32 protein-coding genes and 2 pseudogenes are annotated in these 25,099 nt (G+C 69.6%); 14 read left to right on the top strand and 20 right to left on the bottom strand.

The features are described from left to right. The first annotated feature begins 189 nt into the window (after positions 1-189). Together ACFY04_RS24460 and ACFY04_RS24455 are read left to right on the top strand one after the other, a co-directional pair. The gene (locus ACFY04_RS24460) at positions 190-1,011 is read left to right on the top strand and encodes a hypothetical protein (RefSeq protein WP_389119575.1); all 822 of its coding nucleotides are present in this window, start codon (positions 190-192) and stop codon (positions 1,009-1,011) included. 190 nt (positions 1,012-1,201) lie between these two features. Further along, positions 1,202-1,690 carry a glutathione peroxidase gene (locus ACFY04_RS24455; protein WP_389119573.1) on the top strand — a complete coding sequence of 163 codons (489 nt, stop codon included), beginning with the start codon at positions 1,202-1,204 and terminating at the stop codon, positions 1,688-1,690. Positions 1,691-1,756: 66 nt separating this feature from the next. Here ACFY04_RS24455 and ACFY04_RS24450 read toward each other — a convergent pair whose 3' ends face one another. Beyond that, positions 1,757-3,457: an AMP-binding protein gene (locus ACFY04_RS24450; protein ID WP_389119572.1), complete on the bottom strand. Its 1,701-nt coding sequence runs from the start codon at positions 3,455-3,457 to the stop codon at positions 1,757-1,759. A gap of 136 nt (positions 3,458-3,593) precedes the next feature. Then, positions 3,594-4,799: a winged helix DNA-binding domain-containing protein gene (locus ACFY04_RS24445; RefSeq protein ID WP_389119569.1), complete on the bottom strand. Its 1,206-nt coding sequence runs from the start codon at positions 4,797-4,799 to the stop codon at positions 3,594-3,596. Between the two features lie 163 nt (positions 4,800-4,962). On the opposite strand from ACFY04_RS24445, the pseudogene ACFY04_RS24440 reads away from it, so the two are divergent. Continuing rightward, positions 4,963-6,132, top strand: a pseudogene (locus ACFY04_RS24440) (magnesium and cobalt transport protein CorA). 520 nt (positions 6,133-6,652) lie between these two features. After that, positions 6,653-6,979 carry a hypothetical protein gene (locus ACFY04_RS24435; RefSeq protein ID WP_389119567.1) on the top strand — a complete coding sequence of 109 codons (327 nt, stop codon included), beginning with the start codon at positions 6,653-6,655 and terminating at the stop codon, positions 6,977-6,979. A 61-nt stretch (positions 6,980-7,040) separates the two neighbouring features. Here the strand turns inward: ACFY04_RS24435 and ACFY04_RS24430 are convergent, their stop codons facing one another. The 12 genes and pseudogenes from ACFY04_RS24430 to ACFY04_RS24375 all read right to left on the bottom strand — a co-directional run bounded on the left by ACFY04_RS24430 (position 7,041) and on the right by ACFY04_RS24375 (position 14,510). Further along, a complete protein-coding gene (locus ACFY04_RS24430; RefSeq protein WP_389119565.1) occupies positions 7,041-7,574 on the bottom strand; it encodes a hypothetical protein in 534 nt (177 codons plus the stop codon). Positions 7,575-7,989: 415 nt separating this feature from the next. Continuing rightward, positions 7,990-8,169: a hypothetical protein gene (locus ACFY04_RS24425; protein WP_389119564.1), complete on the bottom strand. Its 180-nt coding sequence runs from the start codon at positions 8,167-8,169 to the stop codon at positions 7,990-7,992. A gap of 93 nt (positions 8,170-8,262) precedes the next feature. Further along, a complete protein-coding gene (locus tag ACFY04_RS24420; RefSeq protein WP_257553534.1) occupies positions 8,263-9,012 on the bottom strand; it encodes a GAF and ANTAR domain-containing protein in 750 nt (249 codons plus the stop codon). A gap of 5 nt (positions 9,013-9,017) precedes the next feature. After that, positions 9,018-9,755, bottom strand: a complete 738-nt coding sequence (locus ACFY04_RS24415) for a hypothetical protein (RefSeq protein ID WP_389119563.1) — start codon at positions 9,753-9,755, stop codon at positions 9,018-9,020. A gap of 58 nt (positions 9,756-9,813) precedes the next feature. Continuing rightward, positions 9,814-10,197 (bottom strand): STAS domain-containing protein, encoded by a 384-nt coding sequence (locus ACFY04_RS24410; RefSeq protein WP_389119561.1) that lies wholly within the window; start codon positions 10,195-10,197, stop codon positions 9,814-9,816. 500 nt (positions 10,198-10,697) lie between these two features. Further along, positions 10,698-11,217 (bottom strand): annotated as a pseudogene (locus tag ACFY04_RS24405) (leucine zipper domain-containing protein); the annotation flags it as partial. Positions 11,218-11,409: 192 nt separating this feature from the next. After that, complete coding sequence (locus ACFY04_RS24400) at positions 11,410-12,432, bottom strand: iron-containing redox enzyme family protein (RefSeq protein WP_389119559.1); 1,023 nt, start codon at positions 12,430-12,432, stop codon at positions 11,410-11,412. Then, positions 12,429-12,683 carry a CDGSH iron-sulfur domain-containing protein gene (locus ACFY04_RS24395; RefSeq protein ID WP_389119557.1) on the bottom strand — a complete coding sequence of 85 codons (255 nt, stop codon included), beginning with the start codon at positions 12,681-12,683 and terminating at the stop codon, positions 12,429-12,431. Before ACFY04_RS24395 ends, ACFY04_RS24400 begins: the two co-directional genes overlap by 4 nt. Then, complete coding sequence (locus tag ACFY04_RS24390; protein WP_389119555.1) at positions 12,667-13,359, bottom strand: HemK2/MTQ2 family protein methyltransferase; 693 nt, start codon at positions 13,357-13,359, stop codon at positions 12,667-12,669. Before ACFY04_RS24390 ends, ACFY04_RS24395 begins: the two co-directional genes overlap by 17 nt. A gap of 92 nt (positions 13,360-13,451) precedes the next feature. Next, complete coding sequence (locus ACFY04_RS24385) at positions 13,452-13,826, bottom strand: DUF1206 domain-containing protein (RefSeq protein ID WP_389119553.1); 375 nt, start codon at positions 13,824-13,826, stop codon at positions 13,452-13,454. Between the two features lie 51 nt (positions 13,827-13,877). Further along, positions 13,878-14,051: a CsbD family protein gene (locus ACFY04_RS24380; protein ID WP_389119551.1), complete on the bottom strand. Its 174-nt coding sequence runs from the start codon at positions 14,049-14,051 to the stop codon at positions 13,878-13,880. A 39-nt stretch (positions 14,052-14,090) separates the two neighbouring features. Beyond that, complete coding sequence (locus ACFY04_RS24375; RefSeq protein ID WP_389119549.1) at positions 14,091-14,510, bottom strand: hypothetical protein; 420 nt, start codon at positions 14,508-14,510, stop codon at positions 14,091-14,093. 119 nt (positions 14,511-14,629) lie between these two features. Between ACFY04_RS24375 and ACFY04_RS24370 the strand changes: the two genes are divergently transcribed. The 4 genes from ACFY04_RS24370 (at position 14,630) to ACFY04_RS24355 (ending at position 16,405) form a co-directional block, all read left to right on the top strand. Continuing rightward, positions 14,630-14,785, top strand: a complete 156-nt coding sequence (locus tag ACFY04_RS24370) for a DUF6131 family protein (protein ID WP_239516751.1) — start codon at positions 14,630-14,632, stop codon at positions 14,783-14,785. 131 nt (positions 14,786-14,916) lie between these two features. Next, positions 14,917-15,084: a hypothetical protein gene (locus ACFY04_RS24365; RefSeq protein WP_385373159.1), complete on the top strand. Its 168-nt coding sequence runs from the start codon at positions 14,917-14,919 to the stop codon at positions 15,082-15,084. Between the two features lie 211 nt (positions 15,085-15,295). After that, positions 15,296-15,844, top strand: a complete 549-nt coding sequence (locus ACFY04_RS24360; protein ID WP_389119546.1) for a hypothetical protein — start codon at positions 15,296-15,298, stop codon at positions 15,842-15,844. A gap of 177 nt (positions 15,845-16,021) precedes the next feature. Next, positions 16,022-16,405 (top strand): hypothetical protein, encoded by a 384-nt coding sequence (locus ACFY04_RS24355; RefSeq protein ID WP_389119544.1) that lies wholly within the window; start codon positions 16,022-16,024, stop codon positions 16,403-16,405. 127 nt (positions 16,406-16,532) lie between these two features. Here the strand turns inward: ACFY04_RS24355 and ACFY04_RS24350 are convergent, their stop codons facing one another. The 5 genes from ACFY04_RS24350 to ACFY04_RS24330 all read right to left on the bottom strand — a co-directional run bounded on the left by ACFY04_RS24350 (position 16,533) and on the right by ACFY04_RS24330 (position 18,813). Further along, positions 16,533-16,721, bottom strand: coding sequence for a DUF6381 family protein (locus ACFY04_RS24350; protein ID WP_257555531.1), 189 nt, complete (start codon positions 16,719-16,721; stop codon positions 16,533-16,535). A gap of 130 nt (positions 16,722-16,851) precedes the next feature. Next, on the bottom strand, positions 16,852-17,019 hold the full coding sequence (locus ACFY04_RS24345) for a hypothetical protein (protein ID WP_257555530.1): 168 nt from the start codon (positions 17,017-17,019) through the stop codon (positions 16,852-16,854). A gap of 30 nt (positions 17,020-17,049) precedes the next feature. After that, positions 17,050-17,406, bottom strand: coding sequence for a PRC-barrel domain-containing protein (locus tag ACFY04_RS24340; RefSeq protein ID WP_389119542.1), 357 nt, complete (start codon positions 17,404-17,406; stop codon positions 17,050-17,052). Positions 17,407-17,568: 162 nt separating this feature from the next. Further along, complete coding sequence (locus ACFY04_RS24335; protein ID WP_389119539.1) at positions 17,569-18,027, bottom strand: STAS domain-containing protein; 459 nt, start codon at positions 18,025-18,027, stop codon at positions 17,569-17,571. Positions 18,028-18,144: 117 nt separating this feature from the next. Further along, positions 18,145-18,813, bottom strand: a complete 669-nt coding sequence (locus ACFY04_RS24330; RefSeq protein ID WP_389119538.1) for an HSP18 transcriptional regulator — start codon at positions 18,811-18,813, stop codon at positions 18,145-18,147. Positions 18,814-18,943: 130 nt separating this feature from the next. Between ACFY04_RS24330 and ACFY04_RS24325 the strand changes: the two genes are divergently transcribed. The 3 genes from ACFY04_RS24325 to ACFY04_RS24315 all read left to right on the top strand — a co-directional run bounded on the left by ACFY04_RS24325 (position 18,944) and on the right by ACFY04_RS24315 (position 20,376). Beyond that, complete coding sequence (locus ACFY04_RS24325) at positions 18,944-19,378, top strand: Hsp20/alpha crystallin family protein (protein ID WP_389119536.1); 435 nt, start codon at positions 18,944-18,946, stop codon at positions 19,376-19,378. A 108-nt stretch (positions 19,379-19,486) separates the two neighbouring features. After that, on the top strand, positions 19,487-19,882 hold the full coding sequence (locus tag ACFY04_RS24320) for a DUF2267 domain-containing protein (RefSeq protein ID WP_389119534.1): 396 nt from the start codon (positions 19,487-19,489) through the stop codon (positions 19,880-19,882). Positions 19,883-19,932: 50 nt separating this feature from the next. Next, positions 19,933-20,376: a DUF2267 domain-containing protein gene (locus tag ACFY04_RS24315; protein ID WP_389119533.1), complete on the top strand. Its 444-nt coding sequence runs from the start codon at positions 19,933-19,935 to the stop codon at positions 20,374-20,376. Between the two features lie 89 nt (positions 20,377-20,465). Here the strand turns inward: ACFY04_RS24315 and ACFY04_RS24310 are convergent, their stop codons facing one another. Further along, on the bottom strand, positions 20,466-20,825 hold the full coding sequence (locus ACFY04_RS24310; protein WP_389119531.1) for a hypothetical protein: 360 nt from the start codon (positions 20,823-20,825) through the stop codon (positions 20,466-20,468). 532 nt (positions 20,826-21,357) lie between these two features. Here ACFY04_RS24310 and ACFY04_RS24305 point away from each other — a divergent pair. From ACFY04_RS24305 to ACFY04_RS24295, 3 genes are all read left to right on the top strand, one after another. Then, positions 21,358-22,174 (top strand): IS5 family transposase gene (locus tag ACFY04_RS24305; protein ID WP_389119530.1). Its coding sequence is split into 2 segments (ribosomal slippage): positions 21,358-21,707 and positions 21,706-22,174, totalling 819 coding nucleotides; the frame shifts between segments, so codons are not numbered across the junction. 880 nt (positions 22,175-23,054) lie between these two features. Beyond that, positions 23,055-23,258, top strand: coding sequence for a cold-shock protein (locus ACFY04_RS24300; RefSeq protein ID WP_008734853.1), 204 nt, complete (start codon positions 23,055-23,057; stop codon positions 23,256-23,258). Positions 23,259-23,577: 319 nt separating this feature from the next. Continuing rightward, complete coding sequence (locus ACFY04_RS24295; RefSeq protein ID WP_389119528.1) at positions 23,578-25,086, top strand: DEAD/DEAH box helicase; 1,509 nt, start codon at positions 23,578-23,580, stop codon at positions 25,084-25,086. The last annotated feature ends 13 nt before the right edge of the window (positions 25,087-25,099 follow it).

Genomic DNA, 25,099 nt, shown 5'->3' with positions numbered 1-25,099 from the left:
GGCGACTCCTGCGACGTCAAGGCGGTAGGGGACCCCGGAAGCCACCAAAAGCCGCATCTCGGTCGGCTACTTGTACAAATCACTGATCCACCGGCGGGAATCCCCCGGAAAAGGTGTGCGGCCTCCCCCCGGCGGTCGCCGGTGGTGGAGCATGGACCTACGCACAGCGACGGAGGGGGTCCAGGTCTCATGGCGGAAGCGGTACCGGTGCGCTGCCCGGCGTGCCTGCGCGAGAACGGCTACACCGCCCCGGTCTTCCCCTGTGCCTGCGGAAGCCCGGTCCATCCCCCGCTGGACCTGGCGGCGCCGCCGGTTCCACTGACCCACCGGACCTGGTCGGACACCTGGGTGACGGTGCGCTGCACGACGTGCGGGCGGGAGAGCGAGTGGCCGCATCCCGAGCTGGGCTGCGGCTCGTGCGGGACGGTGGTGCTGATTCCGGTGCACCCGCTGGAGGGGACGGGGAGCCCGGCGGGTCCGGCGGGCTCGCCCCAGGCGGCCGCCGGGCCGGATCCGGGCGGCACGGGGCGCGGCACCGCGGGCGGGCCGGCGGGCGGAGCCGCGGGCGGGCCCGCGGGTGCGCGCCCGGCGCACATCCCGCCGCCGCCGGCCGCACCGGTGCCGCGGCCCGCGTTCCGGCCGGTGACCATCCGTACGGCCCGCGACGCGGTGGCCACGGCCGCGCTGTACCTGCGCTGGCTCGGCTTCCGGGACGTACGGCAGCCCGACGGGCGGCCTATCCCGGCGGCGACCGTGGACCTGCGGGCTCCGGGCCTGGTCGCCCAGGTGGACCCGACCACGGCGCCGGCCGGGCTGCGGGCGGTGGAGTGCGTCTGGCTGAACGGCCTCACGGCTTCCGCGACCAGCGTCTACTTCGCGCTCGCGGGGTACACGGAGGACGCCCGGGCCCGCGCCGACGATCTCGGGATACCGCTCTTCGTCATGGACCTGACGGGCATGCCACAGCCGGTCAACGACCCGGCGGACGCGCTGGTCGGCCCGGACGCGTAGGCCGGGGCGGGCAGGCCGGGGCGGGCAGGCCGGGGCGGGCAGGCCGGGCGGGTGCCGATGGCACTGGTGATGGCGGTGGCGCTGGTGCTGGCGCTGCCGGTGATGCCGGTGATGGCGGTGAACCCGGCATGATCGGCAAGCTACCCCCTAAGCTCGTAGGCATTGCCTACTTCCCGCCCAGGAGAGCCCGATGAGCCTGTACGACATCCCGCTGACCACCCTGTCCGACGAGCCCACCAGCCTCGCCGCCCACAAGGGCAAGGCGATCCTCCTGGTGAACACCGCCTCGCAGTGCGGGCTCACCCCGCAGTACTCGGGACTGGCCCGCCTGCAGTTCACGTACGAGGAGAAGGGCTTCACCGTCATCGGCGTGCCCTGCAACCAGTTCGGTGAGCAGGAGCCCGGCAACGCCGAGGACATCCAGACCTTCTGCGCGGCCGGTTTCGGCGTGACCTTCCCGATCCTGGAGAAGTCCGAGGTCAACGGCAAGAACCGGCACCCCCTCTACACGGAGCTGGTGAAGACCCCGGACGCGGACGGCGAGGCCGGGGACATCCAGTGGAACTTCGAGAAGTTCCTGATCTCCCCCGCCGGCGAGGTCGTGGCGCGCTTCCGCCCGCGCACCGAGCCCGAGGCCCCCGAGGTCATCGCCGCGATCGAGGCGCACCTGCCCGCGTAGTACTCCCCGTAAGTGCTCCCGTACGGGCTGCTGCGCGGCGCGCGCAGCAGCCCGTGGGCGCTCCGCTCAGTCCAGGTCGGCCTCGTGGTACTCCCCCGCCGACCCGGCCGCGGTGAGCTCCCGCAGCTCCACCCGGCGGATCTTGCCGGACACGGTCTTGGGGAGCTCGCCGAACTCGATGCGGCGGATCCGCTTGTACGGGGACAGCACCGCGCGGGAGTGCTCGAACAGCACCCGGGCCGTCTCCGGCCCGGGCTCCCAGCCGCCCGCGAGGGTGACGTACGCCTTCGGGACCGCCAGCCGCAGCGCGTCCGGGGCCGGGACGACGGCGGCCTCGGCCACCGCCTCGTGCTCCAGCAGGGCGCTTTCCAGCTCGAACGGGCTGATCTTGTAGTCCGAGGCCTTGAACACGTCGTCGGAGCGCCCGACGTAGGTGAGGTACCCGTCGGCGTCGCGCGCGGCGATGTCACCGGTGCGGTAGAGCCCGTCCGCCATGGCCTCGGCCGTGCGCTGCGGATCGTCGCGGTAGCCGGTCGTCACCCCGGCGGGCCGGGTGCGCAGGTCCACGCAGAGCTCGCCCTCGTCGGGGGACTCCTTGCCGGTGACCGGGTCCAGCAGGACGATCTCGTAGCCGGGTGCCGGCCGGCCCATGGAGCCGGGCTTGACGGGGACCCCGGGGAAGTTTCCGACCTGGAGGGTGGTCTCGGTCTGGCCGAAGCCGTCGCGGATGGTGATGCCCCAGGCCGCGCGGACCCGCTCGATGACCTCCGGGTTGAGCGGCTCCCCGGCGGCGACGGCCTCGCGCGGGGGCCTGGCCAGCTTGCTGAGGTCGGACTGGATCAGCATCCGCCACACGGTGGGCGGGGCGCAGAAGGTGGTCACGCCGTGCCGGTCCATCTCGGCCATCAGCCGCTCGGCGTCGAAGCGGGTGTAGTTGTGGACGAAGACGGTCGCGCCGGCGTTCCAGGGGGCGAAGAGGTTGGACCAGGCGTGCTTGGCCCAGCCGGGCGAGGCGATGTTGAGGTGCACGTCGCCGGGGCGCAGTCCGAGCCAGTACATGGTGGAGAGGTGCCCGATGGGGTACGAGGCGTGCGTGTGCTCGACGAGCTTGGGGCGGTCGGTGGTGCCGGAGGTGAAGTACAGCATGAGCGGGTCGGTGGCGAGGGTCTCGCCGTCCGGCGTGAAATCGCCGTCGGCGGCCGCCGTGTCCGCCATGTCCGCCAGCCTCAGCCAGCCGTCGGGAACCTGCTCCCCGGCGGCGATCCGGGTGTAGTCGCCCGGCACCTCGTCGAACTTGGCCGTGTCCAGGGCGCGCGCGATGACGTGGCGCACCTGGCCGCGTCCGACCCGGTCGCGCAGGTCGGCCGGGCCGAGCAGCGGGGTGGCCGGGATGACGACGGCGCGCAGTTTCATCGCGCCGAGCATCACCTCCCACAGCTCGCGCTGGTTGCCGAGCATGACCAGGATCCGGTCGCCGGGCGCGACGCCCTGCTCGCGGAGCCAGTTCGCGGCGGCGCCCGAGCGTACGGCGAGCTCCGCGAAGGTGAGGCCGCGGCTGGTGCCGTCCTCCTCGACGATGCGCAGGGCGTCGGCGTCGTTCCCGGCGGCGATGTGGTCGAACCAGTCCAGGGCCCAGTTGAAGCGGTGGGGGCGGGGCCAGGTGAACCCGGCGTGGGCGGCCTCGTAGTCGCCGCGGCGTTCGAGCAGGAAGTCCCGGGCGGCCAGGAACCGGGCGGTGGCGTCGTCCTGCGTACTCTCGGTCGTCATGACGGGCATCGTGCCGCCTTCGGTGTACGGACCACCAGTGCGACGTCAGCCGTGAGTTGACCGTCCGGGGCTGTCCGGGACCGCCTTGGACCGTCCGGGACCGCCTTGGACCGTCCGGGACCGCCCGGGGCGCACGTCAGGGGTTGATCGCTCCGAACCGCACCGACACACCATCGACCCCGCCGGCCTCACCCGCCCCTTCCCCCGCCCCTTCCCCCATCCCTTCCCCCATCCCTTCCACCATCCCTTCCCCCATCCCTTCCACCATCCCTTCCCCCATCCCTTCCACCATCCCTTCCACCATCAGCTTCCCCTCGGCGACGATCTCCTCCTTCGCCGCCTTCGGGACCGGGCCGAACAGCTCGACGGTGAGCGCCCGCCCGTCCAGCTTCCACAGGCCGGCGAGGAACCCGTCGACGAGCAGGGTGCAGTGGGCCTGGTTCCCGGTCCACGTGCGCCCCTTGATCTCGGGGGCGACCACGCGGGTGCGGTCCGCGTGCGAGAGCAGGAGGTTGTCGAACTCGGGCAGGAAGCGGGGCGGCGCGGGGGTATCGGCTTCGGGCCGAGGCGCGTCGGGCAGATCGAAGAGCTCCACGCCGTTCTCGTCCTGGAAGACGAGGAGGCCCGGGCGCAGCCGCTCGAAGGCCTCGCGCAGCCGGGTCAGGCCGGCCCAGGTCTGCATGTCCTTGACGGAGGCGGGCCCGAAGGCGGCGAGGTAGCGCAGCACGACCTCGTCCACGGGCTGCGCCGCACCGGCGGGCTTCCCGAGCCAGTTCTCGACGGTGGTGAGCCGTACCTGGCCGCTGCGCCCCCACACCCCACGAGGGGTGACCTGGACCAGCGGCAGCCGGCAGCGGGCAGCGACGGAAAGGGACTGCGGGTCGGCGTCGGGCCATTCCTGGAGCAGTTCCTCGCGGATCTCGCCCATGGTGCGCGGCTCGCTCTCCACGAAGGCGCGGGCTCGCTTCGCGAGCCGGTCCGGATCCACCCCCGCGAGCCCCTTGCGGAAGTAGTTGACCTCGCGGTCGCGGGCGGGCTGGACGAGGGGCCTCAGCGTCAGGGCGTCGTGGGCGGTGTGCGTGTGGATCGTCGACCGCATGGTGACCATCCGGACAACCTCGCGGGACTCCATGAGCCCGGCCAGCTCGGCGGGCCGGAAGCCGGCGAGCCGGGCGTGCAACTGGAAGTAGGGCGGCTTGACGTTCTGCGCCTGCAGCCCGAGCAGATGCGCGACGGCGTCCCCCGCGGACATCTCGGCGCGGCTCAGCAGCAACTGGCGGGCGAGCGTGGCACGGTTCAGAGCGCGGGTGCCGAGTACGGGGTGTGTCGTCCTGGAAGTCATGGCAGCAAACTAACCCTCCTTGCGGACAGCTTTCGTCCGCAATCCCAAACCGAAGCGGTCCGGAGTGGGCCGGAATCTCCCCTGCCCCGCACCGGTCGCCCCTTTCTCCCCTATATCCTGCCCCTTGCCCGTAAACACACGTTCGACCGGGAGCTGACCTGCGATGTCGGAGCGTCCAGACCACCGCCCCTCGCCGTCCGCCGCGAAGCGCACGGGCTGGCGGCGCCCCGCCGCCCCGGCCGCCGCCACCCCTCCGGCGGGACCGCCGACCGGCCCGCAGCCCGCACCGGCGGCCCCCGCTCCCCCGAACCACCGCAGCGTGATCGACTCGGCCGTCTACCGCGACGGCCGCCGGATCGCCTCCCCCGCCACCCTCGCCGAGACCTTCCGGCAGCTGCGCGAGGAGCCCGACGGGATGGCCTGGATCGGCCTGCACCGCCCGACGGAACCGGAACTCCACTCCCTGGCCGCCGAGTTCAACCTCCACGAACTCGCCGTCGAGGACGCCCTGGAGGCCCACCAGCGCCCCAAGCTGGAGCGCTACGGCGACACCCTCTTCGTCGTCCTGCGCGCCGCCCGATACCTCGACGCCCAGGAGGAGGTCGACTTCGCCGAGCTCCACATCTTCGTCGGCCCGGACTTCCTGATCACGGTCCGCCACGGCGGCGCCCCGGACCTCTCCGCCGTCCGCCGCCGCATGGAGGGCAACCCTGAACTCCTCTCCCTCGGCCCGGAGGCGGCCCTGTACGCCATCCTGGACGCGGTGGTCGACGGCTACGCCCCGGTCGTCGAGGGCGTCCAGACCGACATCGACGAAATCGAGACGGAGGTCTTCCGCGGCGACCCGGCGGTCTCCCGCCGCATCTACGAACTCTCCCGCGAAATGGTCGAGTTCCAACGCGCCACCCGCCCCCTGGTGGGCATGCTCCACGGCCTGATGGCGGGCTTCGCGAAGTACGGCACGGACGAGGAACTCCAGCGCTACCTCCGCGACGTGGCGGACCACGTGACACACACGAGCGAACGCGTCGACGGCTTCCGCCAGGCCCTCACGGAAATCCTCACGGTCAACGCCACCCTGGTCTCCCAACAACAGAACGCCGAAATGCGCGCCCTGGCCGAGGCCGGCTTCGAACAGAACGAGGAAATCAAGAAGATTTCTGCCTGGGCTGCAATTCTCTTTGCACCCACACTCGTTGGGACCATCTACGGCATGAACTTCGAGCAGATGCCTGAGTTGAGCTGGGGCCTCGGATAACCCTTCGCGGTCGGCTTGATGGGGGTGGTTTGCGTCAGTTTGTACGCAATTTTCAAGCGTCGAGACTGGCTTTAGAGGTCGACCGACCCCACTCACGCCGCACGCACGGTTTGCTTCTGCACCTCCCGCACAAACCGCCCATTTGGGGCTCTGGGGAGTCCCTGGGGGGAATAGATGCGGGTGATCTCCTCACCTTGCCCTCGACAGGCCCCTGACCAGGCCTTTTGTGGCTCGGGAAAGCCCTGGGGGGAATTCGGGGGGAATCGAATGGCCGTCGGCGCCTTGCGTCCGCCGCAACGAGCCGGTCCGGCTTCCCGTTCAGCGCTCCCTGCAGAGCCCGCAGACCCCGCGGCGCATCACAGACAGTGACCTCCATCTCGAAGTCGGACGCGCCACGCGCTCCGCCTCGGCGGGCTCGCCGGAATGTTGTTCGCCAGTACTTCCAGGGATGGCGATACGCCCAGGCCCGGCCAGGTCAGATGCCGGGAACGCGGAGGCGAGCGTGCCACGCGCCCCTGCCTCGGTCGGCTCCCGGGAGCGCCGCCATCTCAGGTATGCGTACCGCGTGGCCCCGGTTTCCGGCATGCTGGTGAGCATGAGCAGCAGGTACGCACAGCTCCGGCCGTACACCCTGCCCGACTCGCTCGGGAAGCTGAGCGGGCCGGTGGACGGCCTCGTGGTCCTGCCCCGACATCTGGACTGGGGCCCGCACTACGAATACGACCTGTCCGACGACGCCGACGTGCTGCTGATGTACGAGCGGGTGATCCGTGAGGCGCAGACCCCGGGGGACCTGCACGCACACCTCGACATCGCTGTGCTGCGTACCCACTGGCGGGCGCTGTTCCTGCCCGGCCCGGCGAGAGCCGCCTGGGAGGCTCGCTTTCCCGAGCTCGCCAGCACGTCGGCGGCGGCCGCGTAGTGGAGGATCTGCACCACCGGCTGATCCGTATCGGCCTGGACGCGCTCGCCGAGGACTTCGGCTACCGGTTGGCCGGCGGGTACGCCGTCCAGGCCCATCGCCTGGTCAGCCGTGTCAGCGACGACGTTGACCTGTTCACCCCGATCGGGCGTGCCGAAGGCGAGCTGCCGCAGGCGATCTCACGCCTCGCCGAGGCATACCGGGCGGCCGGGTACGTGTCCAGGTCACCCAGCAGGCGCAGGTATACGCCCGTCTGCAAGTCACCGATCCCGCCTCCGGTGCCCAGTCCAAGGTCGAACTGGTCGGCGACCTTCTGCACCATCCGCCCGTCGAGTCGGCCCTCGGCCCGGTCCTCCACCTCGACGACCTGGCTGCCGCCAAGACCGGCGCCCTTTTCGGCCGCGCCGAAGTCCGGGACGCCATCGACATCAAGGCGCTCCTCGACGCCGGGTACACCCGCGCCCGGCTTCTCGAACTCGCCACGCAGAACGAGGCCGAGCCCAACCTCGACGAGTACGTGTCCGCCCTCGCCCGGGTCGGGCATCACACCGACAGACAGTTCGCCGCCTACGGCCTCGACTCCAAGGCTGCACATGCCATCCGCGAGGAATTCGCCGACTGGCACCGCGAACTCATCGACCTCATGCGTACCGAAGCAGTCAGCAGCAACTCGACCCCGGCCGAGTCGTCAGTGGAGCAGCCGGGGAACCCGATCAGCGGCCCGCTGCCTCCGTCACCGCCTCCCCCAGGCCCGGGCTCCGGCAGGCTGCGCTAGGGACTCGATGGCGCCGGTCTGCATGCCCATGGCGCACGTGAAACAGAGGGGTCCCGGCTTGCGGGTACCCAGGTATACGTCGGTGTCACCGTCCGTTTGGCGATCTCCTGCACCCCGAGCGCGGGGATCGTGAACGCCCTGGCGCATCCGCCCGAGTCCTTGCCGTGCAGCACCAGCGTGGTGGGCGCACCCGCCTTCGCGGTGAACTGCGTGGGGGCGTAGAAGTCCGTCACGGTCAGCGTGGTGATCTGCCGCCCGACGCGTCGGTACGTACGGGCGTCTTGGTCTCCGATGAGCCGCCGCCCCCGGAGCCGCTGCCGTCGCCGCCTTCGACGATGAACGGTCCGCTTGCCGTGGTCTGCCGGCCCGGTGAGTCGAAGGTGACCCAGCCGCCTGCCTGCAGCGCGGAGACCATGGTCCGGGCAGTCGGCTGGGGCCGCATGTGGGGGTGGGCGCTGCGGCGCGGAGCGTACTGAGCTCGTGAGATCCAGCCCCGCAGGACGGCGTGTCAGCCCTGAGGCCGGGAGCGGTCCGGGTGGGGGATCAGGGTGGTCTCGAAGGTGCCGTCGGCGATCTGGCGGGCCAGTTGCACGAGCTGGTGGTGATGGGCGCGTGCGTAGGAGCGGAACGCGGCGAATGCCTCGTCGACGGTGACCTGCCAGCGTTCCGCCAGGATGCCCTTGACCTGTTCCAGCACGATGCGGCTGGTCAGGGCGTGCTGGAGTTGGGCGCGCTCGACCTCGCTGTGGGCGACGGTGCGCTGCTGCAGGATGGCGATGGTCGCCACGTCCGCCAGTGCTTGGGCGAGGGCGATGTCCTGGGCACTGAGCGGGTCTGGGTCGGTCTGGAACAGGCCCATCACTCCGATGACCCGGCCGCGCAGCCGGAGCGGGATCGCGTTGGCGGCCACGAACCCGGTCTCGGCGGCGCGTGGGGCGAACTGCGGCCAGCCCGATGTGATCTGGGGGTCGGTCAGGTTGATGTTGGTGCGTGGCTCGCCGCTCTTGTAGCAGTCCACGCAGGGGCCCTGGTCGTGCTGGGTGGCGAAGAGTTCCAGCAGCCGGGTGTGTTCGTCGGAGGCTGCCATGGTCTGCAGGACCTCATGCTGGTCGGCCAGCATGATGCCGACGGCGGCCACGTCCAGCAGTTCCATGCAGCGCACGGACAGCTGCTGGAGGAAGTCGATGAGGTCGAAGTCGTCGATCAGGGAGTCTGCGACTTCCACGAAGACCTCGGTCACGCGTTGTTCTCGGGTCACGGTGATCAGTCCTTGTCTACGGCGGTCGGAGGCGTGCCGTTGCCAGTGCCGTTGTGGTCCAGGCGAAGCCGCCGATCCACCACGTCCTTGGAGATGTCGGTGATGGAACGTCCGCTGCTGTAAGCATGCGCGCGCAGTCGTAGCAGAGCTTGGGGCAGGGGCATGGCGAGTTGGACGCTGAGCATGCCGGTGGCCTGGTGGACCACCGCGTGCTGCAAGGCGTGCGGAGAGTCCACCGGCGCTTGGGTGCCCAGAGGTGGTTCACCGCTGCCCAGGCAGCGGGCGGTGAGGGCAGCGGCCAGCGTGAGCGCATCGTCGGTCTGCTGGCTGGTCAGTGGACCCGGCGTTCGGCGCACCGCTGTCAGGACGCCGACGCGGATCGCGCCGATGCCCATCGGGAAGCAGAACACCGCGCGGGCGTCCAGGTCGGGGGCCTCCATGGACAGTGCCGGCCAGCGGGCGTGTCGGACCCGGGCCAGGTCGGGTACCCACACCATCGCGCCGGTACGGACCGCCTCTGGTCCCGGCCCCTCGCCGAGGGTCAGTTGCAGGTCCTCGAAGCGGCGCGTGGTGAGGTCCGAGCACCACATGAGCTCGGTCAGGCCGGCTGCGGTGACCAAGGAGACCGCGAGACCGTCCACGCCCAGGGCCTGGGCGCCGGCCAGGGTGGCGTCGTCGACTCCCTGGGACCGGTCGTCGAGTTGCAGCGTGCGCAGGACCGAAGCCATGCGGTCACTGATCATCCGTCATCACCGCTCGCCCTGCGACAAAGCCGGGCGGGCCCGCTGTGGCCGGTCCTGGTCATGAGGCCAGCAGCCTGGGGTACACCACAGCCGGGACCCATGCGCCGACTTCGGGCGCGCGGGGTAGCCGGTGGAGGAGGAAACCGGTGCCGGTCAGTGCCAGGAGCCGGATCAGCATCGGGCGCGGGTGATGCAGGCACAGCGACCCCTTGGCCGTAGCGGTGCACGCGGCGACGGCCAGGAAGGCGTTGAGGCCGCTGACATCGCAGAAAGCAAGCGCGCTCACTTCGATGTCGATGGTCCGTACCCCCTCGCGCAGGCAGTCATCGACCATCGCCCGCAGCGGGCCCACGGTATCCAGATCAAGCTCACCCGCAAGGGTGATCGTCGTTTCATCGCCTCGGTCGTGCCGGTGGAGGTTCAAGCTCTGCAGAACAGGCATAGCGCCTCGGTTCTTGGGACCACATGGTGCGGCGCCGGGCGGGCCGGTCTTCTCGGCCCCGTCTTACGCGTTTCTCCTGTGGTCGGATGCCCGGACAGGTCAGGCGAGCGATCGGCTTGGCGACCTGGACTCCAGGAGCACCAACTCGACATGTTTCGCCTCAAAAGGACAGCGCCTGAGGTGAACCGGGGGGACCCTCTGTATCCCGCAGGCACCTGCACGACAAGCGCGCTATCCACGTCAGGGACCGGGACGTCCATCGCAGCATAGCCCCCGCTCCTGCCCCGGGATATCCCGCCGGTCACCAGGCGGCGTCCACCTTTCACATCGGCCGCATGAACAGCGCAAGGCGAGCACCACTCACCTGGTCAGACAGACCGCCTGGGTTCGACAGCGGCCGGCCGCTCCTCGCACTCCAGAGGATCGACGCAGGCGTGCTCTGGATAGTCGCAGACGTCAAGCCGGGGGTTCCCATGCAAGCCCGGAGGGCAGTCGAAGCGGTAGGCGAGGCGGGTGTGGTCGTCGAGGGCGGTGTGGAGGTAGGCCCAGCCGGCGCCGGTCTTGTTGGGCCGGCCTTCGGCCCGGCCGAGGGCTTTGTGGCCGCCGCCGTCGGGGATCCGTCCGAGTTTCTTGACGTCGATGTGGACGAGTTCGCCGGTGGCCCGGTCGAGTGCGGCCAGGGGCGGCTGACCGTGGCGGGTCAGGATGCGGTGGGCGGTCGAGGCCGCGATGCCGCAGCGGGCGGTGAGCCTCAGCGGCCCGATGCGGTGCTCGCGCCGCAGCCGCAAAACGTGTTCCTCCACCGCGGCCGGCGTCCTGGCGGGGCTGGTGGTGCGGTCGGCTGGAGCGGTTCATTCCGGCGATGCCCAGGGTCCGGTAGCGGGATGCCCAGCGGGCCGCGGTGGTATGGCTGACCTGGAAACGTTCCGCGGCCCGTCGCACAGGCCAGCCGTCGTCGACGACACAACGGGCCAGACGAAGTCGCCCGGTCTCGGTCAGCGGGGCATCACGGTGGGACACGAGGGCCTCCTGGACCGGTGAAGATGTCGCAATCCCCACCAAACCCAGAAGGCCCTCACCCGTTCAAGAACCCAGCACGCGTGTCACCAACGTCCCGGGACAACACACCTAGGGCGTGGTTCCACAGGGTGGGTAGCAGGCCGCTCGAGGAGGCGTGTATCGAGTCTGCGGCGCCGTAGCGGGCCGGGCACGTCACCGCGGCGGCAAGGGTGTGCGCAGTGTGGTGCGCCCCTGATCCCAGGCGTTGCGGATGTGGGCGGCGAACTGGTCTTCCAGCAGGACCGTCGCCGCGCAGCCGAAGGCGATGTCGGGTTCCAGGGCGGGTTCTTCGGCGAGGAGGCCACCGATGACCTCGTGGCGTACGACTTGTTCGTGGACGGCGTCGGCCTCGACGTGCTCGGCGTAGAAGTGTTCCGCCGCCGGCCCCGCATTACACCGCAGCATGGCTTTGGCGAGGCGGCGGGAGCCCGGTGAGGAGGTGACCTCGAGGCAGGCGAAGTGCCCGACAAGGGCGCCGCGCAGGGCGCGGTGCAGGCCGAAGAGGGACATCAGGTTGACGGTGGCGAGCAGGGGCGCGGGGGCCTGGTCGAGATAGCGGCCGTATGCGGGGTCGAGGCCGAGGTCGGTCATGAGGTCGGCGAAGAGCTGGGCGTGGATGCGGTCGGGGTGGCCGGCGCCGAACTCGTCGTACTCGATGGCCGCCATCGCGGCCTTGGCCCGGCCGGTCAGCCGCGGGATGACCCAGGCGTGGGGGTCGGCTTCCTTGAGGTGGTAGAGGGAGCGTAGCGCCGCGTACTCGCGCAACTGCCAGAGTTCGCCTTCGGTTTCGAGGTGGTGGCTGATGCTTTCGGTCAGGTCCACGGGTTCGACGAGGAGTGGGGCGAAGGCTTCCTCGACGGAGCGGGGCGCGTCGTGGAGTTCGGTGCGCAGTGCGTGGAGGAACCGGGTTTCCAGGGCTTGGCGCAGGCGCAGGAGGTCCGGGTCCCATTCGCGTTCGTCTTCGACGCCTTCGAAGCCGCGGTAGTGCAGCTCGTAGAGGAGGTAGAGGGCGAGCTGGAGGTCTTCGCCCCAGGGATCGGCCTTCAGGACCGTCCCGGTCTCATACTCCGGCGGCAGGCCGGTGCGCAGGGCGTCCCTGACGGCGTCCGACAGGTCGCCCCGCCCCTGGACGAGGGCAGGGCCGACGGTGGCGGTGCGGCTGCTGGCAGGGGTCATCGGGAGTTCCTGTCCTCGGCGGGCGTATCGGCTCGCTCGCGGGGGCGGTGGCTGGTGTCGCACCAGGGATACGTGCGGCTGCGCAGGCAGGTGCACACCGCGACCATGAACCGGTCGGACCGGGCGACCGTCCCGTCGTCCAGGACGATCTCCACCGGTCCTTCGACCAGGACCGGGCCGTGTGGATCCATGGCTACGCGGCGTGCCGGGTCGGACGGGGCGCGGGCGGCGCTTTCAGAGGTGCTGGGCACGGATGATCACCAGCTCTTCCCATTCCTCGCCGTCGTCCGCCAGTCCTTGGTCCTCCAGCCAGGCCCGCCTGGAGCGCAGGACCGGCCCCCACGGTACGGAGGCCCGCGCCGTCACCTGCGCGGACAGCCCGGCTCGTTCCAGGTGGTCCACTGTGGTGTCGACTCCGCACATCTGCGAGTGCACCATCAGCAGGACGCCGCCGGGGCGCAGCAGGGCCGGGGCACGCGCGCAGATCCGGTCGATGATGTCGCGTCCCCCGGGGCCGGCGTCCCAGGCCCGCTTCGCCCCGCGTGACGGCAGCCGGGCGCGCAGGGAGGGCACGTACGGGGGGTTGCTCAGGACGATGTCGAAGCGGCGCCCGGCCGTACGGGCGGCGAAGTCGCCGTGCAGTACGCGCAGCGGCAATCGCTGCCGGAGGGCGTTGAGGCGGGCTGCGGCCACCGCGGGCCAGGAGACGTCCACGGCCGTGACGCGGGCTCCCCTGCCCGCTGCGTGAAGTGCCAGCGCGCCGGTACCCGTCCCGATCTCCATCACCTCGGTACCCGGCCCCAGCCGCTCGTGCGAGAGGGCCTCGGCGAGAAGCCGGGTATCGGCCTGTGGGCGGTAGACACCAGGTAGCGCGATCAGCCGCGCGGGAAGTGTTCCCAAGGTCAGAGCCGTACTGGTCACCCGCATACCTCCGAATCCAATGCGCTCCGCAGGAGGCGGATCGCGATCGCGACAGTTGCGCGACTCAGAGCGGCTGCCCCGTTCCGAGCGCCCCACCCTCAATGCCGCCGATCTTCGGAAGAACAGATGGAACTCAGCGTGCCTGGCACCGTTGCCTCAGACCTGGCGTTTCGGGCTCGTGAACTACTTCTCGTTGGGCCCTTCGGCGCCATCGCCGCCAGCCCCACCACCAGCGCCCACAGCAGCACCCGGCCGAACGGCTGCTCACCGATGGTCCGCACCGCGCCGGACCGGTCGGCCTCCTTGCCACTGTCACCGCCGAATCCCATCTGCACGGCCAGCAGCCCCACCAGCACGTAGATCACACCCCGCGCGCAGAGCCCGACCCTGGACAGGACCTCCATAGCCCGGCTGTTGGACACACGCCGCCCCCGGGATCCGGCCTGGGCGGCACTCTCTTTCCTGATGGCCATACCTGGCACCTCCGGGGCCCCGCCGTGAGGTCGGCAGGACGGGCGCAGTGGTCAGTGCTTGAAAGCGTCCTTGATCTTCGCCCCCGCCTGCTTGGCGTTGCCCTTGATCTGGTCACCGCGGCCTTCGGCCCGCAGGTGCCAACTGCCGGTCACGCGGCCGACGGTCTTCTTGGCGCCGCCCTTGACCGCCTCGGCCTTGTGCCCGAGCTTCTTGCCGATGCTCATAGCCGGCCACCCTTCGTTAGTGCTCCGGCATGTGGAGACCTACCGGGGCTCCGATCGATGCTTGAACGGGTTGAGCCCCCTCCGGTGCTCTCCGCCCGGGTTGGACTCTCGCCCACCCGTCGCCTGTGGGCGGGCGATGCCACGCTGGTCCACGACATCGGCACGGTCGTTGCCGGCGGCGGCTGTCCCCCGGCGCGACGTGTCGGCTTCGGGGCCGGTGCTGTGGCCGCGATGAGAGGTACGGCGGGCACCAGCCAGGAGGAGGCTCAGCCCGAGCAGGGCCACGGCCCCGACGACGATGCCGTAGAGGAAGAGGGTCCCGGTCGAGCCGGTGACCTCGTAGCCGAAAACGGAAAATCCGCCGGTCAGCTCGTGGGCGCTGCCGTCGTTGGTAACGACACCGGCCACGCCGACGACCAGAGCGGCGATCAGGAGGACGAGTCCGAGGATGACGAGCATGGCGCGCTCCAGAGGTATCTCTCCACGGTAGGACCGTCCTCCCCGGGAAGCCACCAGCAGAGGGCAGATCTACCCTGAGAGCAGGGGCTTTGCATCACTCCGTGAGATCGGCGGACAACATGATCGTCCTCGGAATCATCCTGCTGGTCGTCGGCTACGTAGCCGGCATCTCCATTCTGTGGACCATCGGAATCATCCTGGTCGTCGTCGGCGTCATCCTGTGGATCCTGGGATCCGTCGGACACAAGGTCGGCGGACGGCGGCACTACTGGTAGCAGCCCCCTGACCCCGCGCGGGGAACTTCGTTCCCGCACGACCTCCGACGCCGAGGATGCGTACAGCACGGCCGCCACGACCATTCTGGCGCGCCTCCGGCACTCGCATCCGCGAACCGAGGCATCACACCATGGCCCTCTTCTACCTCCTGCTGACCGCCGCGATCGTGCTGATCATCATCGGCGCGACCGTCGACGGCATGCTGTACCTGGTCTCCGCCGGCGTACTGCTCCTCATCGCCGACGTGCTCTACCTCGCCGTGCGCTCGGTACTGCACCGGCGTCGCCCGGCCCACTGACCCGCCTGCCACCACCGCGTCCGCGACCGGTCCCCCGGCCTCGGTCGTTGTCCGGCATGCGACAGACCCGCCACCACTTGCGCGATACCGCATTTCGGGCGATATGTGAAATTCTGGAATGTGGCACACCAAGGGATGGCACCCGCGGCGGTGATCCTCGTACGCCCTGGTTCTGGCTGCCTGCGTGAGCTGTCAACGAGTGGAGGATGCGATGTGGACCATCATCATCGTGGCCGCCGTGGTGGTCCTGGCCGCCGTCGCGCTGACCATGCGGACCATGACCCGGCGCCGGCACCTGCGGGAACAGTTCGGGCCGGAGTACGACCGCACGGTCGAGGCGGGGCAGAGCCGCGGAGCGGCCGAGCGCGACCTCAAGGAGAGGGAGGAGCGGCATGAGGCGCTGGAGATCAGGCCGCTGCCCTCCACCGTCCGGGACCGGTACGCCCGGGACTGGGCCAGCGTGCAGGAACATTTCGTCGACAGCCCCGACCAGGCCGTGGGTGAGGCGGACCGCCTCGTGACCACGCTCATGAGCGAGCGCGGCTACCCGACCGAGAATTTCGAGCAGCAGAAGCGGGACCTCTCGGTCGAACACTCCCGGACCCTGGACCACTACCGCATCGCCCATGAGATCAAGGGGCGGGCCGGCGGCAGGGACACCACGACGGAGGAACTGCGGGGCGCCATGGTCCACTACCGGGCGCTGTTCGAGGAACTGCTGAAAGACGACACCGCTTCGCCAGATGAAGAAGCCCGCTGAGTGCCCAGCAGCGGCAAGCGGCCGTTCGCCACCGCACGGAGGTGAAGGGACATGCAGAGAGACGGACCATACGGACGCGACGACGAGTACGCCGAATCCGCCGGAGAAACGCTGTCCACCGAGGACATCGCCCGGCCCCGGACAGACACATCGCAACAGACGGCAGACGATGACCTGATGGCAGCCCCCGACGACGAGGGGGCAGCACCCCGGACCAGAATCACGGACGAGGCCGGAAACGAGCCCGAGCCCGTAGCCGACGGACAGGTCGAGTCCGAGAAGGAGCCCGATACCGCCCCGCTTCTAGGGACCCAGGAAGCCGAAGAGCTCCGTACCCGGTGGCAGGAGATCCAGCAGGGGTTCGTCGACGACCCGAAGCAGTCGGTGCTCGCGGCCGACGGGCTCGTCGCCGAAGTCATGCAACTGCTCGCCACCACATTCGCCGACCACAAGCAGGGACTCGAAAGCCAATGGCACCGCGGCGAGGAGGTCGCCACCGAGGACCTGCGACTCGCCCTGCGCCAATACCGATCCTTCTTCGACCGCCTGCTCAGCACCTGACCAGCGGGCCAGACCCGCGAAGAGTGTCGTCTGGCTGTGGGCGCTTGGGCGCACAAGACCGGCCGGTATCTCCCTCACGCAGAGAGATCGCGTGGGCAGCCACCGGCCGGTACATGTCGCAGGGCCGTCACATGGGGTCGACGTCCCCGAGGCCCCGCTCGCTCTCCTTCTTGCTCTGCTCCGAGAGCCGCAGGGCCTTGTCCTTCAGCCGCTGGCGCTCCGCCGGGTCGGTGGCACGCTCCGCGGCCTGCTCGAGCTTCGCCGCCTGGTCACGCATCTGCTGGGCACGGCTGCCGGACTCGCCTGCAACGCTCATGATCACTCCTGGAATCTGGGGGAGAGCGGATGCCACCAGCGAAACAGCGCCCCCACCCCCGCGCATCCCGAACGGTCACCCACCGCTATCCCCGCAGCACAGGCCTGGTGCAGAAGGTCACCCGGCCGTCTCAGCGGATGTGGCGGCGTCCGGAGCGACGCCCGCGCATGCCCAGGTAGACCAGGGCCGCCACGAAGACCAGGATGCCGATGAACAGCAGATAGAGCATGCCTTCGGCGACAGCGCCGATGATGCCCAACACCATCGCCACGATGACCAGGATCAAGAAAACCTTCACGACGTGGACACCTCCTCGGGCGAATGTGGCTCAGCGGCGGGCGAGCAACCGCTCACCGCCCGCACCGGGCCGGTAAGTGAGGCCGTAGTGCTGGAAGATGCCCGTCTCTTCCTCGGCGGGCAGGACGTCGTCCGTGCCGATCGAAGGGCTCTTCTTCACCAGCTCCTTGTCGTAGTCGACCTTGACGTAGCCCGGCCCGACGATCGCGCCGTCCAGCGGAACGAAGACCAGCCGGTGCCGGGTGGGCAGCCCCACCAGCACGGTGGCCATGGCCGGCTCGTCCGTGCTGGTGTCCACGTAGACGGCCTCCAGCGCGCCGATCCTGTGCCCGCCCAAGTCGACCACATCGTGGGTACGCCACTCGCGAATGTCCGCTGCCTGGATCATCCTCAGGTCCCTTCGCACGATCACAGCCCGGCCGATGCACTTCCTAGCCTGCCCCCGCCTGACGGGGGAAACCAGTTCGGCACACCCCAGCAACGCCCCGCCCGTCACACCGGTTCTGTGCACCTGCTCCGAGGGGACTCCCGCCAGAGGGGTAAACAGCAGTCATCCCGGGTGCGGTGTGACCTCAGCATGACCCGCGTCGCAGGGCCTCCGCGTGCCCCAACTCGCAGGAAAACGATGTCTCTCAGATGCCCTCACCCTCAGCCCGCCTACCGAGGGAGTCCGTCCGGGCATCCGCTCGGACTGCGGCCGGCCGGAGGGTCCTGGTCCACGGGGAAGAGGGTCAGGGTGCCGGTGATCTCCAGGAGGCGCTGGAGCTGGGGGGTTGGGGGCGGCCAGGCGGATGACGGTGCCGGTCTCTTGGGCTGCGCGCCGTGCGGCGAGGAGTGCGTTGAGCGCGGAGGAGTCGCAGAAGGTGAGGCCGCTGCAGTCGACCACCACCGCCCTGGCCGGTGAGGCATGGGCGAGGGCCTCGGCCATGGCGAACCTCAGAGGGGGGGCCGTCTCGATGTCGACCTCGCCGGTCGGCCGGACCGCCACCGTATGGTCCAGGACCTCCACGGCGATGTCGTTGGCACCGGCTTCCTGGGGAACGCGTTAGACCATGGTGGATCACTCCTTCGATCTACAGGCGTGGCCCCGAAGCGTGTTGGTCAGCCGCCGGTTCGGGGTAACGGGTCACGTGCTGCGCTGGTCGTGGGTGTCCTGGCGGAGCTGGTCAGTGTGCCGGGTCAGGGCATCGATGCGTTCGGCGAGATCGGCGTCTTCGGCTCGCAGGTGGGGCCGGGTGTCGGTCAGGGGGCGGACGAGGCGCGCGGCGTCGTTCTCGGCGAGGGCCAGGTTCAGGTCGCCGACGGCGCTCTCGGCGCCGGCGGGGAGACCGGTGAGGGAGGTGACCTGGCCGGCGAGCCGTCGCAGGTCGGCCGCGTTGTCGCGAGCCCAGGCGGTCACGGTGCGGTCGGCAGCGCGGGTGTCACGGGTGGCCTGGACACGCTGGTCGCCGGTGCTTCCGGCGGTGCCGGGGCGAAGGCGCAGGTAGCGGCGTTCGGCGGCCTGACGGCTGGCGACCCCGAGGGGTCCTGCGAGATCGGCCCAGCTCGCTCCGTGCCCGCGGGCGGTTTCGATCAGTCCGCTCTCCCAGCCGGCGAGCTGCTCGCGGATCTCGCGCAGCATGACCAGTGCGGCCAGCGCCGGGTCCGGGCCGGTGTCGGGTGAGGGCTCCAGCCGGTCCCTGGGGGTGCCCGTGCGCGGATCTTGGGCGTCCTTTACGGCCTCGTTGATGGCTTCCAGGGCTGCGGCGGCGGCCACGAAGGGGATGGGTGAGAGCGACTCGGCGTACTCGTTCATGGACACTCCCCGCGACTTCGTCACCCTTCAGGTGACATCTTGCTTGTCATCGTTTCGATGACATGTTGCAACGGGAGCACGTTGAAGCGCATTGGCAGTTTCTGCCTGAACCAACTGGAGGTGTTTCGCGATGTTGATGCGCACTGACCCGTTCCGCGAGATGGACCGAATCGTCCAGCAGCTGTCCGGCACGTCGGGCACGTGGTCGAAGCCGTCCGTGATGCCGATGGATGCCTACCGGCAGGGCGACGAGTACGTGATCGCCTTCGACCTCCCCGGCGTGGACTCTGACGCGATCGACATCGACGTCGAGCGGAACATGCTGACCGTGAAGGCCGAGCGCCGCCCCACGGCCAAGTCCGACAACGTGCAGATGGAGCTCTCCGAGCGGCCCCTCGGTGTCTTCTCCCGCCAGGTCATGCTGGCCGACACCCTCGACACCGAGCGCATCGAAGCCGACTACGACGCGGGTGTCCTGACCCTGCGCATCCCGATCGCCGAGCGCGCCAAGCCCCGCAAGATCACCATCGGCGGCGAGTCCGGCCGCAAGCAGATCTCCGGCTGAACCCTCCCGCACCAGCCGACAGCGGAGGGCGGGGAAGAGCCGATCCCCTCCGGCACCCCGCCCTCCGCACCCCCGTCTCACCCTTCACCCCTGGTCGGAGGTGTCGTGATGTCGATGCGCAGGGAGTCGTTCCTGGCCCACGTCCAGGAACGCGGCGAGTACGAAACCACGGAAGAAGCCGATCGCGTTGCCCGCGTCGTCCTGGCTCTGCTGGGCGCCCATCTGGCCGGCAGCGTGCGCGCCGAGCTCGCGGCCCGGCTGCCCGAGACCTACGCCCTGATCCTCCTCAACCCCCTCCAGGCCACCGAGCCCCTCTCGCCCGAACGGTTCGTCCGCGCGACCGCCGCCTGGATCGAGGGAGCCACCGAGAAGACGGCCCTGTGGGACATCGGCGCCGTCCTTTCCACCGCGGCCGCCGCCGCGGGCGACATCCTCACCCGCGAGGTCCTGCTCCAGCTCCCGCCAGGCTACGACCTCCTCTTCGGCCACCCCCAGCCCACCTGAGCGAAGTCGGCCGCAGACCCGAACCATCGAAGAGAAGGGCAACCGCAGCCATGTACGACCAGCCTCGACCGAACCCGGCCCCGCCCGCCATGACGTTCGAGCAGATGCTGGAGCGTGTGCGCTACGAGGGTGCGTACCCCACCTGCGAACGCGCCGAGGAAGCCGTCCGCACCGTCTTGGCCGCCCTCGGCAGGCAAGTCACCGGAGACGAACGCGTCGACCTCGCCCAGCGCCTGCCCGTCGAGGCAGCCCTCACCCTCACCGCCCAGATCCCCGACACCGAACAGCTCACCGGCTGGGGCTTCATCAAGGACCTGGCCGCCCGCACCGGCGCCACCCCCGCCACCGCACGCTGGGACACCGGCGCCGTACTCGCCGTCGTCACACGCCTCGCGGGACCCGACCTCCTCGCCCGCATCCTCCACCAGCTCCCCGGCGGCCACGCCCTCCTCTTCGGCCAGGCGGAACTGCGCCAGCCCCAGCCCGCAGCCTGATCCGGCGCTCCGTTACAGCGGTGAGGGCCCGACCCCGATGCACCGGTCGGGCCCTCAGCCCTGCGGCGGGTTCTCGCCGTAGTCGCGGGTCAGTTTTCGGAGTAGCTGAAGTCACCCACGATCCAGGCGCTGACGTCCTTGATCGAGATGCGGTACATCCCGCCCGTCTCCGGGATGCCCACGGTTCCCTGCAGGATCCGCGCCACATGGAAGTGCAGATGTGTGGGCGGTCCCTCCTTGGGTGTCGTGGCAGTGAAAATGGCGGAGAACTCGCCCAGGCGGGCGGAATCCGTCAGCACCTCCGACACCCGTTCTCTCCACACGGCTTCGGGGGCGAGCCGGCCGGTGATGACAGCACCGCCGGTGACCACGGTCAGGGACATCTGGTTGCTCTGCCCGGACTCCACCAGGGCGGCGACGTTCACGAGCAGCTCGTCAGGCTTCGACATGGAAGTCAATTCCATTCTCCACCGCGCCCCGGCGGGCGGAGCCTGCGGTCTATGCGGATCCTACGAGCCCGCGTGTCACTCAGGCCATCATGTTTCCGCGCTCCTGCCTGCTTCACGCAGGGGAGCGATAATCGATCGAGTGGCAGAACGCCGCTTCATCCCCGCACATCGAGCAAGACGATGTGTCGTGCAAGCCTCTGGTCCAGAGACTGACGCTGGCATCGCACGGTCCGAGCCGCCCGGTGAAGCAACGATTGTGCTTGCAAGGCCTGCTCGGGCGGCCGCTGTCGGGCCTCAGAATTGCCAGTGGCGCCGGGTTGGCCGAGCCCCTCGCCAAGGCGTGTGCCGGGCCCGTGCCCCAACCGTGCCCTTAAGGACGGTCAACAGCGGTCAGACCCGGATCCCGGAAGGCCTCCGAGAGGGGTCCAGCAAGGCCTGTTTACGCAGGTCAGGCGTAGTGCGGACGGCCTCGGCGCAGTAGATTCCCAAGCTTAGACCGTGTCCTATGTGGTGAGGCGTCGTTGAGCTCAGTATGGGGCGGGGTACTTGGAGTTGGATTGTTCCGGACGGGTTGTGGGAGATCGCGGAGCCGCTGATCCCACCGTCGAAGGTGCGGTCGCAGGGCGGCGGGACGCAGGACACGCCTGATGAGACGCTGTTCGCGGCGATCATCTACGTCCTGGTCAGCGGATGCGCCTGGCGGTCGCTGCCGCCCTGTTTCGGGATATCGAAGTCCACGGCCCACCGCAGGTTCCTGATCTGGTCACGGGCAGGTGTGTGGGGCCGGCTGCACGAGGAGATCCTGCACCGCCTCGACGACGCCGGGCTCCTCGATCTCTCCCGAGCCGTCCTCGACTCGGCCCACGTGAGGGCTAAAAAGGGGCGAACTCACAGGTCCGAGCCCTGTGGACCGGGGCAAGCCGGGCTCCAAGATGCACGTCCTGTCGGACGCGAACGGGCTGCCCCTCCTCGTCGGCGTCACCGCCGCCAACACCCACGACAGCCTCGCGCTGAAGCCCATGATCATGGGTCACCAAACGAGACACGACCCCCACCGCGGCCGCCACTTCAAACCCCAACGCCTCCACGCGGACAAGGCCTACGACATTCCCCACCTGCGAAAATGGCTCCGCGGGAAACGGATCGGCGTCCGCATCGCCCGCAAAGGCGTCGAGTCTTCAGAGCGACTCGGTCGGCGCCGGTGGGTGATCGAGCGGACCATGTCCTGGCTGACCGGCTACCGCCGGCTCAACCACCGCTACGAACGTAATCCCCGCAACTACCTGGCCTTTCTCGGCCTCGCCGCCGTCATCTGCTGCTACAAACGACTCCTCCGCCTCACCACATAGGACACGGTCTTATAGCGCGGGTTCGATTCCCGTCATCCGCTCTTGCAAGAAGGCCCAGGTCAGCGACCTGGGCCTTCTTCATTGTCTAGACCTCTCAGCCTTCGCCGCGCCCTCCGCGTGCCCCAACTCGCCTGAATGCCCTGGCCAGAAGCCTCTTCGCGCACCACTTGCACCGCAGGAGCGCGATGCCGCCTCGCACCGCGAGCAGGAATTCGCGCGACCCGCGCCACAGGCCCGCTCCGGTTCGCCCGTTCACACCCTGAAACGCGGACGATCAACCACCCCGCCCGCGCTACCCAGTTCGCGAGGGCACAGCACCCCCACCGACCCCAGGCACCCCAACCGCCGGAGGCTGCCCCATCAAGCAGTTGGGCATGGGAGGACTGCGTAGCGGCAAGCCCACTCCGGGGCACCGGGGCCACCTCCACGGCAACGACTTCGCGTTCGTTGTCGTACAGGACCTCACCACCGCGAGGACCGCTCCAGCGGTCCGCCACGTCGGGACCCGCCCCCCATACGTCCTCAACCAGCCGACTTCGCTGCCGCCTCCTGCAGCTGGTGGCGAACAACCAAAAAACGCTGCGGTCGGGGTGAATCAATATCTGTCACCGCGACCTAAGGATTTAACGGATCCCGCGGGGAGAGTTTCTACCGCAACACGGCGGCCGGAAATATTCAACGCACACAAGCCGCTGCAGCGTGCTACTGTCGATCTCGGTTGCAGTTTTGGTACCCAAGAACTTCAAGCGCCTCCAGACCGGAATTCATTCCGCTGGAAGCGCTTTGTATTTCCCGGTCGTTTACCGGGCGGGGCATCATCGCGGCGACACGGCGTCCGCACAGTGCAGTCGCCAATGTATTGCCCCAAAGGAGATATGACATGGCTGCTGGTACCGTCAAGTGGTTCAACGCGGAAAAGGGTTTCGGCTTCATCGAGCAGGACGGTGGCGGCGCTGACGTGTTCGCCCACTACTCGAACATCGCCGCCCAGGGCTTCCGCGAGCTGAACGAGGGCCAGAAGGTCACCTTCGACATCGCGCAGGGCCAGAAGGGCCCGACGGCCGAGAACATCGTTCCCGCCTGACGCTGACACGCACTCTGCAGCTGGGGCCCGCATCCCTCGGGGTGCGGGCCCCAGCTGCACGCATTTCCCGCGGTGGGTCCACCCGCGGTATTGAGCATGGAGACACTCGGCCGAGCGGCTCTCTCGGATCTGCACCCGAGTCAATTATTTTGGTTGCCGCGCCTACATGGCACCACCTTATTCCAGCGACTGAGCGCGTACAGACTTTCTGTCCGCCAGATCTGCTTTCGCATTCCATTCGGCCCGTTCTCGCAATTCCCTGCGCCGCTCCTACGCTGCGGGAATTCCTTGATACGTGCCGTATCAAGGAAGGTTCCGCATGAACCCCACGCGTACGAACGAGCGCTCCTCCCGCAGCCGCACCGGCGGCCCCGCTTTCGGCGCCGGCTCCGGTTCGGGCCGGGGCAGCCGCTTCGGCTCTTCGGCCCCGAGCTGCTCCGGAGGTCCGAGCCGCTCGGGCGGCTACGGTCGTCGGCCCGCCGCGATCCAGGGCGAGTTCGCACCGCCGAAGACGATCACCCCCGCACTGCCCGCCGTCGAGGCCTTCGCCGACCTCGCCATGCCGGCCCAGCTGCTCGCCACGCTCACCCGTGAGGGCATGGTCACGCCGTTCCCGATCCAGGCAGCAACCCTGCCCAACACCCTCGCGGGCCGTGACGTCCTGGGTCGTGGCCGCACCGGCTCGGGCAAGACCCTGGCCTTCGGCCTCGCGCTGCTGGCCCGTACGGCCGGCCAGAGCGCCGAGTCGGGCCAGCCGCTCGCACTGGTCCTCGTACCCACCCGTGAGCTCGCCCAGCAGGTCACCGCCGCGCTCACCCCCTACGCCCGGGCGGTCAAGCTGCGCATGGCCACCGTCGTCGGCGGCATGCCCATCTACCGGCAGGCACAGGCGCTGCGCGCCGGAGCGGAAGTGGTCGTCGCCACGCCCGGCCGCCTGAAGGACCTCATCGACCGTGGCGACTGCCGGCTGAACCAGGTCGCGATCACCGTGCTCGACGAGGCTGACCAGATGGCCGACATGGGGTTCATGCCCCAGGTCACCGCCCTGCTGGACCAGGTGCGGCCCGAAGGGCAGAGGATGCTGTTCTCCGCCACCCTGGACCGGAACGTCGACCTGCTGGTGCGCCGCTACCTGACCGACCCCGTCGTGCACTCCGTCGACCCCTCGCAGGGCGCCGTCACCACGATGGAACACCACGTCCTGCACGTCCAGAACTTCGACAAGCAGGCCGCCACGACCGAGATCGCCGCCCGCGAGGGCCGCGTGATCATGTTCCTGGACACCAAGCACGGCGTGGACAGGCTGACCGAACACCTGCTGAGCAACGGGGTGCGCGCCGCGGCCCTGCACGGCGGGAAGTCCCAGCCCCAGCGCACCCGTACCCTCACCCAGTTCAAGAGCGGGCACGTCAGCGTCCTCGTGGCCACGAACGTCGCGGCCCGCGGCATCCACGTCGACAACCTCGACCTCGTCGTCAACGTCGACCCGCCGACCGACCCCAAGGACTACCTCCACCGCGGCGGCCGCACCGCCCGCGCCGGCGAGTCCGGCAGCGTCGTCACCCTGGTCACCCCCAACCAGCGCCGCGAGATGGCACGCCTCATGCAGGCCGCGGGCGTCACCCCGCAGACCACCCAGGTCCACTCCGGCGACGAGGTCCTGACCCGCATCACCGGCGCGCAGGCGCCCTCCGGCATCCCGGTCACCATCACCGCACCGGTGTCCGAGCGGCCCAAGCGCAGCACGGCCTCCCGCGGCCGGCGCGGCCCTGCTTCGGCTGCCCGGCGGGCGAGCGCGCGGCAGTCCGCCTTTGATGCGGCGGCCTGAGAACCACGTGATC

It is taken from the genome of Streptomyces sp. NPDC001549 (genome assembly GCF_042894025.1).
In the GTDB taxonomy this organism is placed as follows: domain Bacteria; phylum Actinomycetota; class Actinomycetes; order Streptomycetales; family Streptomycetaceae; genus Streptomyces; species Streptomyces kutzneri.
Note: the sequence above shows the minus strand (reverse complement) of the source record. Positions and strands in the feature narration are given on the sequence as shown.

What these genes read in the sequence shown, in the direction of transcription:
- ACFY04_RS24390 (WP_389119555.1), bottom strand. Translation starts at nt 13,359, where the DNA reads ATGCGGGTGACCAGTACGGCTCTGACCTTGGGAACACTTCCCGCGCGG.
- ACFY04_RS24415 (WP_389119563.1), bottom strand. Translation starts at nt 9,755, where the DNA reads ATGATCAGTGACCGCATGGCTTCGGTCCTGCGCACGCTGCAACTCGAC.
- ACFY04_RS24300 (WP_008734853.1), top strand. Translation starts at nt 23,055, where the DNA reads ATGGCTGCTGGTACCGTCAAGTGGTTCAACGCGGAAAAGGGTTTCGGC.
- ACFY04_RS24445 (WP_389119569.1), bottom strand. Translation starts at nt 4,799, where the DNA reads ATGACTTCCAGGACGACACACCCCGTACTCGGCACCCGCGCTCTGAAC.
- ACFY04_RS24455 (WP_389119573.1), top strand. Translation starts at nt 1,202, where the DNA reads ATGAGCCTGTACGACATCCCGCTGACCACCCTGTCCGACGAGCCCACC.
- ACFY04_RS24450 (WP_389119572.1), bottom strand. Translation starts at nt 3,457, where the DNA reads ATGACGACCGAGAGTACGCAGGACGACGCCACCGCCCGGTTCCTGGCC.
- ACFY04_RS24385 (WP_389119553.1), bottom strand. Translation starts at nt 13,826, where the DNA reads ATGGCCATCAGGAAAGAGAGTGCCGCCCAGGCCGGATCCCGGGGGCGG.
- ACFY04_RS24320 (WP_389119534.1), top strand. Translation starts at nt 19,487, where the DNA reads ATGTCGATGCGCAGGGAGTCGTTCCTGGCCCACGTCCAGGAACGCGGC.
- ACFY04_RS24360 (WP_389119546.1), top strand. Translation starts at nt 15,296, where the DNA reads ATGTGGACCATCATCATCGTGGCCGCCGTGGTGGTCCTGGCCGCCGTC.
- ACFY04_RS24370 (WP_239516751.1), top strand. Translation starts at nt 14,630, where the DNA reads ATGATCGTCCTCGGAATCATCCTGCTGGTCGTCGGCTACGTAGCCGGC.
- ACFY04_RS24435 (WP_389119567.1), top strand. Translation starts at nt 6,653, where the DNA reads ATGAGCAGCAGGTACGCACAGCTCCGGCCGTACACCCTGCCCGACTCG.
- ACFY04_RS24380 (WP_389119551.1), bottom strand. Translation starts at nt 14,051, where the DNA reads ATGAGCATCGGCAAGAAGCTCGGGCACAAGGCCGAGGCGGTCAAGGGC.
- ACFY04_RS24430 (WP_389119565.1), bottom strand. Translation starts at nt 7,574, where the DNA reads ATGTGCAGCCTTGGAGTCGAGGCCGTAGGCGGCGAACTGTCTGTCGGT.
- ACFY04_RS24295 (WP_389119528.1), top strand. Translation starts at nt 23,578, where the DNA reads ATGAACCCCACGCGTACGAACGAGCGCTCCTCCCGCAGCCGCACCGGC.
- ACFY04_RS24340 (WP_389119542.1), bottom strand. Translation starts at nt 17,406, where the DNA reads ATGATCCAGGCAGCGGACATTCGCGAGTGGCGTACCCACGATGTGGTC.
- ACFY04_RS24460 (WP_389119575.1), top strand. Translation starts at nt 190, where the DNA reads ATGGCGGAAGCGGTACCGGTGCGCTGCCCGGCGTGCCTGCGCGAGAAC.
- ACFY04_RS24410 (WP_389119561.1), bottom strand. Translation starts at nt 10,197, where the DNA reads ATGCCTGTTCTGCAGAGCTTGAACCTCCACCGGCACGACCGAGGCGAT.
- ACFY04_RS24375 (WP_389119549.1), bottom strand. Translation starts at nt 14,510, where the DNA reads ATGCTCGTCATCCTCGGACTCGTCCTCCTGATCGCCGCTCTGGTCGTC.
- ACFY04_RS24400 (WP_389119559.1), bottom strand. Translation starts at nt 12,432, where the DNA reads ATGACCCCTGCCAGCAGCCGCACCGCCACCGTCGGCCCTGCCCTCGTC.
- ACFY04_RS24310 (WP_389119531.1), bottom strand. Translation starts at nt 20,825, where the DNA reads ATGTCGAAGCCTGACGAGCTGCTCGTGAACGTCGCCGCCCTGGTGGAG.
- ACFY04_RS24330 (WP_389119538.1), bottom strand. Translation starts at nt 18,813, where the DNA reads ATGAACGAGTACGCCGAGTCGCTCTCACCCATCCCCTTCGTGGCCGCC.
- ACFY04_RS24355 (WP_389119544.1), top strand. Translation starts at nt 16,022, where the DNA reads ATGGCAGCCCCCGACGACGAGGGGGCAGCACCCCGGACCAGAATCACG.
- ACFY04_RS24315 (WP_389119533.1), top strand. Translation starts at nt 19,933, where the DNA reads ATGTACGACCAGCCTCGACCGAACCCGGCCCCGCCCGCCATGACGTTC.
- ACFY04_RS24325 (WP_389119536.1), top strand. Translation starts at nt 18,944, where the DNA reads ATGTTGATGCGCACTGACCCGTTCCGCGAGATGGACCGAATCGTCCAG.
- ACFY04_RS24365 (WP_385373159.1), top strand. Translation starts at nt 14,917, where the DNA reads ATGGCCCTCTTCTACCTCCTGCTGACCGCCGCGATCGTGCTGATCATC.
- ACFY04_RS24350 (WP_257555531.1), bottom strand. Translation starts at nt 16,721, where the DNA reads ATGAGCGTTGCAGGCGAGTCCGGCAGCCGTGCCCAGCAGATGCGTGAC.
- ACFY04_RS24425 (WP_389119564.1), bottom strand. Translation starts at nt 8,169, where the DNA reads ATGGTCTCCGCGCTGCAGGCAGGCGGCTGGGTCACCTTCGACTCACCG.